Genomic DNA, 12326 nt, shown 5'->3' on the forward strand with positions numbered 1-12326 from the left:
CTGCACGGGGCGAGGGGCCGTACACCGTTCACGCCGAGAAGCCGTACACCGTCTCGGACCGGTACACCCCGCCAGGCCGCAGCTCCGTCGCGGGGAACCCGCGCCGGTTCGGGGAGTCCGGGAAGTGCTGGGTCTCCAGCGCGATCCCGGCGCCCGGTGCGAACGGCAGGTCCGGCGCGAAGTGGTCCGCCGTGTAGAGCTGCAGCCCCGGCTCCGTCGTCGAGACGGTCAGCGTCCGGCCGGAGACGGGGTCGCGCACCTCCGCCACCTCGGCGGGCTCCGCGGTGACGCCCTTGTCGAGCACGTAGTTGTGGTCGAAGCCGGGCCCAGCCTCGCGTGCCGTGCGGAAGTCGCACCGTGTCCCCGCCACGTCCGCGTACTCCCCGGTGGGAATCCCGTCGCCGTCCACCGGAGTGAAGCGGGAGGCGGCGATTCGCACCTCGTGCCCGAGCGCGGTCCCGGACCGCGCGCCCGCGAGGTTCCAGTACGTGTGGTTGGTGAGGTTCACGACGGTCGGCGCGTCCGTCGTCGCCTCGTACGCGATGCGCAGCGCGCCCGACTCGTCCAGCGCGTACGTCACCGAGACCGCCAGCCGCCCCGGATAGCCCTCCTCGCCGTCGGGGGAGACCCGCGAGAGCCGCACCCCGTGCCCGCCGTCCGCGGGCTCCGCGTCCCAGACGTGCCGGTCGAAGCCGCGCTCGCCGCCGTGCAGCGCGTTGGGCCCGTTGTTCCGCGCCAGCCGGTACGCACGCCCGTCGAGGGAGAAGGAGCCGCCCGCGATCCGGTTCGCGTACCGCCCCACCAGCGCCCCGAAGTACGGCCCCGGATGCGCCAGATACCCCGCCAGCTCCTCGAACCCCAGCGCCACCGACGCCACCCGCCCCGAGCCGTCGGGCACATGGGCCGACTGCACGATCCCGCCGTAGGTCAGGACGCTCACCCGCACCCCGGCCCTCTCCAGGGTCCAGCGGTGGACGGGGCTGCCGTCGGGAAGCGTCCCGAAGAGTTCACTGCGCATGATCGAGACCCTACGCGGGCTCCGCCGCCACGGACCCGGCTACGTCACGGGCTTCCTCGACGTCACCTGCCGGTACGCGATCTCCGCGAGCCGCGCCTGGCCGTTCTTGCTGGGGTGGAACCAGTCCCAGTGGCTCAACTGGTCGCCGTCGAAGCGGTAGTCGAAGACCGCCCCGCCGTCGTAACGGCAGCGTCGGTCCTTCTCACACACGTCTTCGAGGACCTTGTTGTACGCGACCACGCGGTCCTGCACCGACGCGCGCCGCTGCGTCGCCGTGGCGTTCAGGTCGTCCGGGTCGGCCAGCATGGAGGCGCAGATGCCCAGCTTCCACACCTGCTTGCCCAGCGGGTTCGTCCGCCCCTGGGACCAGAGCCGCTTCAGGTCCGGGACGGACGCCACGTACACCTGGGCCTTCGGCAGCTCGCGGCGCAGCGTGCGCATCGCCTGCTCGAAGTCGGCGCGGAACTCGCCGACCGGCGTCATCGAGGCGGCCGTCGGACGGCACGCGTCGTTGGCGCCCGTCATCACCGTCACCAGCTCGGGACGGTCCGTCGCGGCCGCCTCGACCTGCCCGGTCAGATCCGCCATACGGGCGCCGGTCTTCGCGTGGTTCCAACTGTGCGAAGCGGCCCGCCCCTTCCCGAGCAGCCGCGTCGCCAGGCTGTCGACCTCGGTGTCCGTGCCGGTCGCCCAGGATGCCTCGGGGCAGTCGGAGAGCACCGAGCAGGCGTCGAACCCGCGGGTGATGGAGTCGCCGACGGCGGCCAGCGAGCGGGGTGAGGTGTCCCACGCGGGGGTGGGTTTCGGCGACGGCTTCCGGGGGGCGGACGAGCCGCCCGGCGCCCCCGAGTTCCCGCCCTGCGCGTCGCACGCGGTCAGCGCCCCGCCACAGAGCAGGGCCGCCGTCGCGAGGGCGACGACGGCGCGCGACCGGCGCCTGCGGTTCCGCATCCCCTGCTCCCCTCAGTCGTTCAACGTGACGTCGTGCGCGTGCCCGGGGTTGCGCCCCGCCGGGTGAAAGGTCGGAGTTTCCTGGCCCCGGGACCGACGGTACGTCACACTCCTTGCGCCGCCGCACGGTAGCCTCGGGCCCATAGCCGCCGGGCCTCTGCTGTCACGGCAGCGACAGGGCGGGTGATCCACCCGGTGGCGCCTCGCTCTGGTGGTTCCGCTAAATTACATCACGTCACATCTGTCCCCTTTTCCCAGGTTTATCTAGTATTTGGGGAAAACTGCTCGGCACGGGCGCGAGGCCGCTGGGGAAGGCGAACCTCGACCCACACTGGAGGTCCCGGTGACGACACGTGGAGTTCTGTACGTGCACTCCGCTCCGCGCGCGCTGTGCCCACACGTCGAGTGGGCCGTCGCGGGCGTCCTCGGCGCGCGCGTGAGCCTCGACTGGATCAGACAGCCCGCGGCGCCGGGCACCTGGAGATCCGAATTCTCCTGGCAGGGCTCGGTGGGCACCGCCTCCAAGCTCGCCTCCGCCCTGCGCGGCTGGGATCTGCTGCGCTTCGAGGTCACGGCGGAACCCTGCGCCGGCGCCGAGGGCGAGCGGTACAGCGCCACGCCCGAACTCGGCATCTACCACGCCGTCACCGGAATGCACGGTGACATCCTGATCCCCGAGGACCGGCTCCGCGCCGCGCTGGCCCGCTCGCAGCGCGGCGAGAGCGACCTGGAGGCGGAACTCGCCAAGCTCCTCGGCAAGCCCTGGGACGACGAACTCGAACCGTTCAGGTACGCGGGCGAGGGCGCGCCCGTGCGGTGGCTCCACCAAGTGGTCTGAACTGCGCGAAGGGGCCCCACCGAGCGGTGGGGCCCCTTCGCGTGCGTGCGGGTGACTCAGACGGTCTCAGACGGTCCGGAACGCCAGGACGACGTTGTGACCGCCGAAGCCGAACGAGTCGTTCAGCGCCGCGATCCTGCCCTCGGGCAGTGCGCGGGCCTCGTCACGGATGACGTCCGCGTCGACCTCGGGGTCGAGGTTCTCGATGTTGATCGTCGGCGGGGCCATCCGGTGCTTCAGCGCGAGGACCGTGGCCACGGTCTCCACGCCGCCGGCACCGCCGAGCAGGTGACCCGTCATCGACTTGGTGCTGGCGATCGCCATGTGGTCCACGTCGTCGCCGAACGCCTTGCGCAGCGCCTTGATCTCCGCGACGTCACCCTGCGGCGTCGAGGTCGCGTGCGCGTTCACGTGCACGATCTCGGCGGGCTTGAGGTCCGTCGTGTCGATCAGGTTCTGCAGCGCCGCGGCGATGCCGTTGCCGGACGGCTCGGGCTGCGTGATGTGGTGCGCGTCGGCCGAGATGCCCTGGCCGACGGCCTCCGCGTAGATCTTCGCGCCGCGGGCCTTGGCGTGCTCCTCGGACTCGAGCACGATCACGCCGGCGCCCTCGCCGAGGACGAAGCCGTTGCGGTCGGCGTCGTAGGGACGCGAGGCGCCCTGCGGGTCGTCGTTGTTCTTCGACATCGCCATCATGTTGCCGAACGCGACGATCGGCAGCGGGTGGATCGCCGCCTCCGTGCCGCCCGCGACGACGACGTCGGCGCGGCCGGTGCGGATCATCTCGACCGCGTAGCCGATGGCCTCCGCGCCCGAGGCGCAGGCCGACACCGGGGTGTGGACGCCCGACCGGGCGCCCAGCTCGATGCCGACGTTGGCCGCCGGGGAGTTGGGCATCAGCATCGGCACGGTGTGCGGGGAGACGCGGCGTACGCCCTTCTCCTTCAGCACGTCGTACTGGTCCAGAAGCGTGGTCACGCCGCCGATGCCGGAGGCGATGACCGCACCGAGACGGTGCGGGTCCACGGACGCGTCCTCGCCCGCCTTGGCGGTGAAGCCGGCGTCCGCCCAGGCCTCCTTGGCCGCGATCAGCGCGAACTGCGCCGACCGGTCCAGCTTGCGGGCCTGCGGGCGGGGAATGACCTCGCCCGGCTCCACGGCGATCTGACCGGCGATGCGGACGGGCAGCTCGGCTGCCCAGTCCTGCTCCAGCGCGCTGACGCCGGAACGGCCCGCGAGCAGGCCCTCCCACGTCGACGCGGCGTCGCCACCCAGCGGTGTGGTTGCGCCGATACCGGTGACGACCACGGTGCGATTGGTCGAGTTCACAGGAAATTTCTCCACGGTGTTGAGGGGATCAGCGGCGCCACCGCCGGGTGGCGATTGAGCAGCAGCCTTGTCAGTTCTGGTGCTCGAGGATGTACTTGGTCGCGTCGCCGACCGTCTTGAGGTTCTTGACGTCGTCGTCCGGGATCTTCACGTCGAAGCGCTCTTCGGCGGCGACGACGACCTCGACCATGGACAGCGAGTCGACGTCCAGGTCGTCGGTGAAGGACTTGTCCAGCTGGACGTCCTCGACCGGGATGCCGGCGATCTCGTTGACGATCTCCGCGAGACCGGCGACGATCTCTTCCTGAGTGGCGGCCATGTTGGCGCTCCTTCTTATGTATCAGAGGGTGTGGCGCCCGCCGCGGCAGCGGCAGGTTGGTTGCGACGCCCGGACCGGATGATCCGGACGTGATGCCTAGGGGAGGGTAACGACCGTGGCGGCGTAGACGAGACCCGCCCCGAAGCCGATGACGAGGGCGGTGTCGCCGCTCTTCGCCTCGCCGGTCGCCAGGAGCCGCTCCATCGCGAGCGGGATCGAGGCGGCCGAGGTGTTACCGGTGGTGCGCACGTCACGGGCGACCGTGACGTGTTCCGGCAGTTTGAGAGTCTTCACCATCGAGTCGATGATCCGCTCGTTGGCCTGGTGCGGAATGAAGACGTCCAGGTCGTCCGCGGTGATTCCGGCCGCGTCCAGCGCCTGCTGGGCGACCTTCGCCATCTCGAACACGGCCCAGCGGAAGACCGCCTGGCCCTCCTGGGTAATGGCAGGGTACTTCGCGGGAGCGCCACCGTTGCGGTACACGTCCCACGCCTCGGTCTGCTTGATCGTCTCGGCCTTGTCGCCCTCCGAGCCCCACACCGTCGGACCGATCCGCGGCTCCTTGGAGGGACCCACGATCACGGCGCCCGCGCCGTCCCCGAAGAGGAACGCCGTCGCACGGTCGTGCAGGTCGGTGAGGTCGCTCAGCCGCTCCACGCCGATCACCAGGACGTACTCGGCGGAACCGTCGACGACCATGCCCTTGGCGAGGGTGAGGCCGTAGCCGAAGCCGGCGCAGCCCGCGGAGATGTCGAACGCGGCGGGCTTGCCCGCGCCGACCTTGTCCGCGATCTCGGTCGCGATGGCCGGGGTCTGCTTGAAGTGCGAGACGGTGGAGACGATGACGGCTCCGACCTGCGCGGGCGTGATGCCGGCGTCGGCGATCGCCTTGCCCGCGGCCTCGACGGACATCGCGGCCACGGTCTCCTCGTCGGAGGCCCAGTGGCGGGTCGCGATGCCGGAGCGGGAGCGGATCCACTCGTCGGACGAGTCGATCGTCTCGAGGATGACCTCGTTCGGCACGACCCGGGTGGGACGGTAGCCGCCGACGCCCATGATCCGCGCGTACGGATGGCCCTGTGCGGCCTTGATCTTCGACATGCGCTACGGCTCCTTGTCTGTCGTCGGCTCAGGAATGCTCGGCGACGAGCGCGCGGGCCGCGTCGAGGTCGTCGGGGGTCTTCACCGCGAGGGTCTGGACGCCCTTGAGGGCGCGCTTGGCCAGCCCGGTCAGGGTGCCGCCGGGGCACACCTCGATCAGCGCCGTCACGCCCAGCTCCTGGAAGGTCTCCATGCACAGGTCCCAGCGGACCGGGTTGGCGACCTGCCCGACCAGGCGGGAGATCACGTCGGTGCCGGTGGCGACCGTCCTGCCGTCGCGGTTCGAGACGTAGGCGAAGCGCGGGTCGGCGACGGAGAGGTCCTTGGCGGCCTCCTCCAGCGCGGTCACCGCGGGCGCCATGTGCTCGGTGTGGAACGCGCCCGCGACCTTGAGGGCGACGACCTTGCGGACGCCCTCGGGCTTGTCCTCCTGCAGCGCCGCGAGCTGCTCCAGGGTGCCTGCGGCAACGATCTGGCCGGCGCCGTTCACGTTCGCCGGGGTCAGCCCGAGCTTCTCCAGGTGCGGGACGGTGACGTCGGGGTCGCCGCCGAGGAGGGCGGCCATCCCGGTCTCCGTGACGGCGGCGGCTTCGGCCATGGCGAGCCCGCGCTTGCGCACGAGGCGCAGCGCGTCGTCCTCGCCGAGCACACCGGCGTACGCGGCGGCCGTGATCTCACCGACGCTGTGCCCGGCGACGGCGCCCGGCGTGATGTCACCGAGTGCCGCGGCGGAGAGCAGTCCGGCGGCCACGAGCAGCGGCTGGGCCACGGCCGTGTCGCGGATCGCGTCCGCGTCGGCCTGGGTGCCGTAGTGGGCGAGGTCGAGCCCGATGGCGTCCGACCAGGCGGCGATGCGGTCGGCAGCACCGGGGAGGTCGAGCCAGGGGGTCAGGAAGCCGGGCGTCTGAGCGCCTTGGCCGGGAGCGACGAGTACGAGCACTCTTACACTCTCTCTTGTGGACGGTGGGAGCCGCCCGTGGGGACAGGGACGAAGAACCGCTGGGGGATTTGTAGGGGGCCGACAAACCCGCCGCCAAACCCTATGCCTGAGGATCGCCGTCGGCCAGCCGTCCCAGGATCAGCGCGATCCGCAGCGTGAAAGCGGAGCGCACATCGGAAGGCGACCAGCCGGTGACGTCAGTCACACGTCGGAGCCGGTAGCGCACGGTGTTGGGGTGGACGAAGAGCATTCTGGCCGCGCCTTCGAGACTGCTGGCTTGTTCCAGATAGACGCTGAGCGTCTCCAGGAGCGCCGAGCCCGCTTCCTCCAGTGGTCTGTAGATCTCCTCCACCAACTGCTCGCGCGCCGCCGGATCCCCCGCGATCGCGCGTTCGGGCAGCAGATCGTCCGCGAGGACGGGCCGCGGGGCGTCCTGCCAGGCGACGGAGGCCTTGAGTCCGGCGGCCGCGGCCTGCGCGGAGCGGGTGGCGGCGAGCAGGTCGGGGACGATCGGCCCCGCCACCACGGGACCGGCGGCGTACGGCCCGATCAGGGACTTCGCGACGTGCAGCGGATTGTCGTTGCCGCCCGCGATGACGACCAGGCGGTCCCCGAGCACACCCGTCAGGACCTGCAGTTTCGCGTGCCGGGCGGCGCGGCGGATGGCCTCCACGGTGAGCTCGCTGTCGCCGTCGGGGGCGGTGCCGAGGACCACGCAGACGTGGTCGGGGGAGTTCCACCCGAGGGCCGCGGCGCGCGAGACGGCGCCCTCGTCGGCCTCGCCGGAGAGGACCGCGTTCACGACGAGCGATTCGAGCCGGGCGTCCCAGGCACCGCGTGCCTCGGCGGCCTGCGCGTACACCTGCGCGGTGGCGAAGGCGATCTCGCGGGCGTAGACGAGGAGGGCCTCCCGCAGCACCGACTCGTCGCCCGGCGCGGCGACCTCGTCGATCGCCGACTCCATGACCTCGATCGTCGTACGCACCATCTCCACGGTCTGGCGCAGGGTGATCGCCCTGGTCAGTTCGCGCGGGGCGGTGCCGAAGACGTCGGTGGAGATGGCCTGCGGGGCGTCCGGGTGCCGGAACCACTCGGTGAACGCGGCGATACCGGCCTGGGCGACCAGACCGATCCAGGAGCGGTTCTCCGGCGGCATCGCCCGGTACCAGGACAGCGTCTCGTCCATGCGCGCGATGGCCTGCGCCGCGAGGCTCCCTGACGACTTCTCCAGGCGCTTCAGGGTCGCGGCATGGGCGTGGGCGGACCGTCGGGCGTCCTGATGGGCTGCGTTCGCTGAAGGTTCGGGCACGGGACAAGACTGCCTTATCGGGGCGGGGACATGCGGTGCAGGGGCCCGGACCTGTCCTACCGTGGGAGCGTGATTGATGTACGGCGCTCCGGCGACCGGTACCGCGGCGGGGAGACCGCGGCCGGCATCGAGTCCTGCCACGCCTTCTCCTTCGGCCCCCACTACGACCCCGACAACCTCCGCTTCGGCGCGGTCCTGGCCTGCAACGAGGAGCGCCTGGCGCCCGGCGCGGGCTTCGACGAGCATCCGCACAGCCACACGGAGATCGTGACCTGGGTCGTCGAGGGCGAGCTCACCCACCGCGATTCGGAGGGCCACGCGTCCCTGGTCCGCCCCGGTGACGTGCAGCACCTCTCGGCCGCGGGCGGCGTCCGCCACGTGGAACGCAACGACGGCCCGGACCCGCTGGTCTTCGTCCAGATGTGGCTGGCACCGCTCGCCCCGGGCGGCGAGCCGTCCTACGAGGTGGTGCGCGGGATCGCCGACTCGACGCCGTACGCGGTGCCGGGCGCGGGGGCGCTCCTGCACGTGCGGCGCTTGGCGGCGGGGGAGCGGCTCGCGGTGCCGGAGGCGCCGTTCGTGTACGTCCACGTGGTGCGCGGCGCGCTGTCCCTCGCGGGCGATCTGCTGCGCCCGGGGGACTCCGCGCGGATCGGCGCGGAGTCCGGGCTCGAAGGGGAGGCCCAGGACACGGCCGAGGTGCTGATCTGGGAGATGGCGAGCGGTTCCTAACCGCGGAGGTCGGCGAGTACCGCGTCGGTGAACGGGGGCCACACCTCGGCGGCCCACGGTCCGAAGGGCCGGTCGGTGAGCGCGACGCAGGCCGCCTGCGCGTCGGGGTCGACCCACAGGAACGTACCCGCCTGCCCGAAGTGCCCGAAGGTCCGGGGCGACGAGGAACTCCCCGTCCAGTGGGGCGTCTTGGAGTCCCGGATCTCGAAGCCGAGCCCCCAGTCGTTGGGGTTCTGGTGCCCGTACCCGGGAAGGACGCCCTTCAGGCCGGGGTACGTCACGGTCATCGCCGCCGCCACGGTCCGCGCGTCGAGCAGCCGGGGGGCCTGCACCTCCGCCGCGAACCGCACCAGGTCGTCGACCGTGGACACGCCGTCCTTGGCGGGCGAGAGGTCGCCCTCCAGCGTGGTGGACGTCATCCCCAGCGGCGCCAGGACCGCCTGCCGCAGATACTCCTCGAAGGGGATGTCGGTCGCCTTGGCGATGTGGTCGCCGAGCACCTCGAACCCCGCGTTCGAGTACAGCCGCCGCGTCCCCGGCGCCGACGTCACCCGGTGCTCGTCGAACGCGAGGCCGCTGGTGTGCGCGAGCAGGTGCCGCACCGTCGACCCCTCGGGCCCCGCGGGCCCGTCGAGCTCGACCGCCCCCTCCTCGTACGCGACGAGCGCCGCGTACGCCGCGAGGGGCTTGGTGACCGAGGCGAGCGCGAAACGCCGGTCCGTGGGGCCGTGCGCCCCCACGACGGTGCCGTCCGCCCGTACGACGGCCGCGGCGGCGGTGGGTACCGGCCAGTTCTCGATCAACGCGAGGCTCTGCATGCACCCGAGCCTAAGCGGCCTAGAGGTTCAGCCGCATCGAGGGGTCGGGCTTGCGCACGAAACCGAGCGACGCGTACAGCGGCTCCGCCTCCACCGACGCGTTCAGGTCCACGCTGCCCGCCCCGCGCTCACGGAACCAGTCGAGCAGCACCTCCATGGCCGCCCGTGCGTACCCCTTGCGCCGCTGGTCCGGGTCGGTGGCGACGCTGAAGACGGAGCCGGTCAGGCCGTGCGGGTTGCCCGCGCGCCCGATCCGGTAGTCGAGCGTCCCGACGGCCAGCGCCGCGAGCCCGCCCGGCCGCTCCGGATGAGCGACGACGAACGCCGCGAAGTCTCCCCCGGTCTCCGCGAGCCGTCGCCGTACGGTCGGCAGGGACTCGGCGTGCCACCTCGTGTCGGACTCGGCGGCGGAGCCCCCGGCGGCCGCGGAGCGCCCGGCGAAGACGGAATCGATCATCACCTGCCTCAGTCTGAGCAGTTCCTCGGCGTCTTCCGGTGTGGCACGGCGTACGAGACTCATGCGGGAACCGTAGTGACCAGGGGATGGGACGGCTCCTGAATTTTCCCCGGATCCGGTTGCCTGGAGTGCACTCCAGGGTTCTAGCGTGTGGACCATGACGGTGACGGAGACCAGGATCCATGTGAAACCGGACGGGCAGGACCACTACACGATCAGTGAAGTCGTCGACCGCACCGGGCTCTCCGCCTACACCCTGCGGTGGTACGAGCGGATCGGCCTGATGCCGCACATCGACCGCTCCCACACGGGACAGCGCCGCTACCGCAACCGCGACCTGGAGTGGCTGGCCTTCGTCGGCAAGCTGCGCCTGACCGGGATGCCGGTGGCGGACATGGTCCGGTACGCGGAGCTGGTGCGCGAAGGGCAGCACACCTTCCCGCAGCGCCAGGAACTCCTCGAGCAGACCCGGCGCGACGTCCGCGCGCGCATCACGGAGCTGCAGGACACCCTCGCCGTCCTCGACTACAAGATCGACAACTATGCGAGCGCCCGCAGGGCGTCGGAAAGGCCCTGACCGATGACGGAGAAGGCAATAGCGAAGGTGCGGCTCGGCACGGGCGGCCCCGAGGTCGGCGTCCAGGGTCTCGGCTGCATGGGCATGAGCTTCGCCTACGGCCCCACGGACACCGACCAGGCCCGCGCCACCCTGGACCGCGCCCTGGAGCTCGGCGTCACCCTCTACGACACCGCCGACGTCTACGGCATGGGCGAGAACGAGGAGTTCCTGGCCCCCTTCGTCAAGGCGCACCGCGACGAGATCGTCCTCGCCACCAAGTTCGCCCTGGCCATCGACCCGGCAGAGCCGACGAAGCGGCGCATCGACAACAGCCCCGCGTACATCCGGGCCAGTATCGACGCGAGCCTGCGCCGCCTGGGCACGGACGTCATCGACCTCTACTACATGCACCGCCGCGACCCGAACGTGCCGATCGAGGAAACGGTCGGCGTCCTCGCGGAGCTCGTCGCGGCGGGCAAGGTCAAGCACATCGGCCTGAGCGAGGTCACCGGCGGCGAACTGCGCGCCGCGCACGCCGTCCACCCCATCGCGGCCGTGCAGTCGGAGTGGTCGCTCTTCAGCCGCGACATCGAGCGCGGCGTGGTCCCGGCCGCCGCCGACCTCGGCGTGGCCCTCGTGCCCTACTCCCCGCTCGGCCGCGGCTTCCTCACCGGCTCGTTCGTCAGCGCCGACAAGGAGCTCGGCGAGGACGACTTCCGGCGCCGGCAGCCCCGCTTCACCGGCGCCAACGCCACCGCCAACGCCGCCCTCCTGGCCCCCGTCCGCTCCGTCGCCGAGGCGCACGGAGCCAGCCTCGGCCAGATCGCCCTGGCCTGGGTCCAGCAGCAGGCCGGCGTCCACGGCCTGCCCGTCGTCCCGATCCCCGGCACCCGCAAGGCCACCCGGGTCGAGGAGAACACCGCGGCCACCCGCATCACCCTCACCGAGAACGACCTCGCCGCCCTCGAACCGATCGCCGCCGGCGTCAAGGGTGACCGCTACGCCGACATGACCTTCACGTCGGCGGGACGCGAGTAGCGCAACGGTCGGGCCGCAGAGCCTGTGTCATCACAGCTCGGCGAGGAGCTCGGTCTTCTTCATCGTGAACTCGTCGTCCGTGAGCAGGCCCGCTCGGTGCAGCTCGCCCAGGTGCCGGATGCGCTCCGCGATGTCCGCCGGGTCGCGCCGCACGGCAGGCGTCACGGCGGCGACGGCGCCGATGCCGTCGGAGTTCGGCGCCGGGCCCGACGCCCGCACCGCGGCGAGGACCGACGCGGCGAACGGCAGCGACTCGTGGACCGGGCCGTAGCCGAGGCCGAAGACGACGGCCGCCGGGTCCTGGTCGGCCTGTGCGGGCTGCGCCACCGGCGTCTCGCGCCGCAGCAGCCGCAGATGGCCCTCGAACACCTCGGGGGAGCGCCACTCGATGCCGCTCAGGTCGGTGACCAGGAAGCTCTGGTCACCGGCTTTCCACTTCGCCGAGGACGCCCCCGTCCAGAACCAGCGGAACGACACCAGCTTCCCGTCGAAGGACGCCTTCCCGTCGTACGCCTTGAACTGCAGCGGTGCCTCGGGCGGCGCCACCAGAAAGCGGTCCGGGCTCTCTCCGTCGTCCGGCGGCAGCTGCGCGCGCAGCTCGTCCGCGTAGTACTCGGCGAGCGTCTCCCGCTCCGCGGGCAGCACCAGACGGTACGGGTCGCAGCTCTCCTTGAGCTGCCCCGCCGCGGCCTCCATCAGAGGATCGGCGCCCGGTCTCGGGACGGCATGCAGGACCACGGTCCCGCGTTTGCCGGGGGAGAGCGTCACCGCCGAGATCGCTTCGTGGGGGATGCGCCGTTCGCCGAGCGCCTGGAACAGCTTCGGCGTGCGGATTCCCCGTTCGAAGCGGATGAGCACAGAGTCGGACTCGAACTCCCAGGCGGCATGAAATCCGGCCAGAACATCACCCATGCGGC

At 71.6% G+C, this 12326-nt stretch carries 14 protein-coding genes; 4 read left to right on the plus strand and 10 right to left on the minus strand.

The window, feature by feature from the left end; genetic code table 11:
- Window positions 1-28 precede the first annotated feature (28 nt).
- Window positions 29-1018 carry an aldose epimerase family protein gene (locus AC07DO_RS03355; RefSeq protein ID WP_479056687.1) on the minus strand — a complete coding sequence of 330 codons (990 nt, stop codon included), beginning with the start codon at window positions 1016-1018 and terminating at the stop codon, window positions 29-31.
- A 39-nt stretch (window positions 1019-1057) separates the two neighbouring features.
- A complete protein-coding gene (locus AC07DO_RS03360; RefSeq protein WP_479056688.1) occupies window positions 1058-1969 on the minus strand; it encodes an SGNH/GDSL hydrolase family protein in 912 nt (303 codons plus the stop codon).
- A gap of 343 nt (window positions 1970-2312) precedes the next feature.
- Here AC07DO_RS03360 and AC07DO_RS03365 point away from each other — a divergent pair, with 343 nt between their 5' ends.
- On the plus strand, window positions 2313-2807 hold the full coding sequence (locus AC07DO_RS03365; RefSeq protein WP_150167370.1) for a DUF3145 domain-containing protein: 495 nt from the start codon (window positions 2313-2315) through the stop codon (window positions 2805-2807).
- 66 nt (window positions 2808-2873) lie between these two features.
- Here AC07DO_RS03365 and fabF read toward each other — a convergent pair whose 3' ends face one another.
- The 5 genes from fabF to AC07DO_RS03390 all read right to left on the minus strand — a co-directional run bounded on the left by fabF (window position 2874) and on the right by AC07DO_RS03390 (window position 7805).
- The gene (gene fabF / locus AC07DO_RS03370) at window positions 2874-4136 is read right to left on the minus strand and encodes a beta-ketoacyl-ACP synthase II (protein WP_479056689.1); all 1263 of its coding nucleotides are present in this window, start codon (window positions 4134-4136) and stop codon (window positions 2874-2876) included.
- A gap of 70 nt (window positions 4137-4206) precedes the next feature.
- Window positions 4207-4455, minus strand: a complete 249-nt coding sequence (locus AC07DO_RS03375) for an acyl carrier protein (protein ID WP_030777934.1) — start codon at window positions 4453-4455, stop codon at window positions 4207-4209.
- 96 nt (window positions 4456-4551) lie between these two features.
- The gene (locus AC07DO_RS03380) at window positions 4552-5556 is read right to left on the minus strand and encodes a beta-ketoacyl-ACP synthase 3 (RefSeq protein WP_479056691.1); all 1005 of its coding nucleotides are present in this window, start codon (window positions 5554-5556) and stop codon (window positions 4552-4554) included.
- Between the two features lie 28 nt (window positions 5557-5584).
- Entirely contained in the window at window positions 5585-6496 is a 912-nt protein-coding gene (locus tag AC07DO_RS03385) for an ACP S-malonyltransferase (RefSeq protein ID WP_479056693.1), read from the minus strand.
- A gap of 100 nt (window positions 6497-6596) precedes the next feature.
- A complete protein-coding gene (locus tag AC07DO_RS03390; protein WP_479056694.1) occupies window positions 6597-7805 on the minus strand; it encodes a PucR family transcriptional regulator in 1209 nt (402 codons plus the stop codon).
- A 69-nt stretch (window positions 7806-7874) separates the two neighbouring features.
- Here AC07DO_RS03390 and AC07DO_RS03395 point away from each other — a divergent pair, with 69 nt between their 5' ends.
- Entirely contained in the window at window positions 7875-8537 is a 663-nt protein-coding gene (locus tag AC07DO_RS03395; RefSeq protein ID WP_479056695.1) for a pirin family protein, read from the plus strand.
- Here AC07DO_RS03395 and AC07DO_RS03400 read toward each other — a convergent pair.
- Window positions 8534-9355, minus strand: coding sequence for a serine hydrolase domain-containing protein (locus AC07DO_RS03400; protein WP_479056696.1), 822 nt, complete (start codon window positions 9353-9355; stop codon window positions 8534-8536). The two genes, AC07DO_RS03395 and AC07DO_RS03400, sit on opposite strands and share 4 nt — an antisense overlap.
- A 19-nt stretch (window positions 9356-9374) precedes the next feature.
- Entirely contained in the window at window positions 9375-9875 is a 501-nt protein-coding gene (locus tag AC07DO_RS03405; RefSeq protein WP_479056697.1) for a GNAT family N-acetyltransferase, read from the minus strand.
- A gap of 94 nt (window positions 9876-9969) precedes the next feature.
- Here AC07DO_RS03405 and AC07DO_RS03410 point away from each other — a divergent pair, with 94 nt between their 5' ends.
- Window positions 9970-10389: a MerR family transcriptional regulator gene (locus AC07DO_RS03410; RefSeq protein WP_479056698.1), complete on the plus strand. Its 420-nt coding sequence runs from the start codon at window positions 9970-9972 to the stop codon at window positions 10387-10389.
- Window positions 10390-10392: 3 nt separating this feature from the next.
- Window positions 10393-11409: an aldo/keto reductase gene (locus AC07DO_RS03415; protein ID WP_479056699.1), complete on the plus strand. Its 1017-nt coding sequence runs from the start codon at window positions 10393-10395 to the stop codon at window positions 11407-11409.
- A gap of 30 nt (window positions 11410-11439) precedes the next feature.
- Here AC07DO_RS03415 and AC07DO_RS03420 read toward each other — a convergent pair whose 3' ends face one another.
- Window positions 11440-12321 carry a DUF4429 domain-containing protein gene (locus AC07DO_RS03420; protein WP_479056700.1) on the minus strand — a complete coding sequence of 294 codons (882 nt, stop codon included), beginning with the start codon at window positions 12319-12321 and terminating at the stop codon, window positions 11440-11442.
- Between the last annotated feature and the right edge of the window lie 5 nt (window positions 12322-12326).

The organism is Streptomyces sp. NPDC045678 (genome assembly GCF_056432085.1).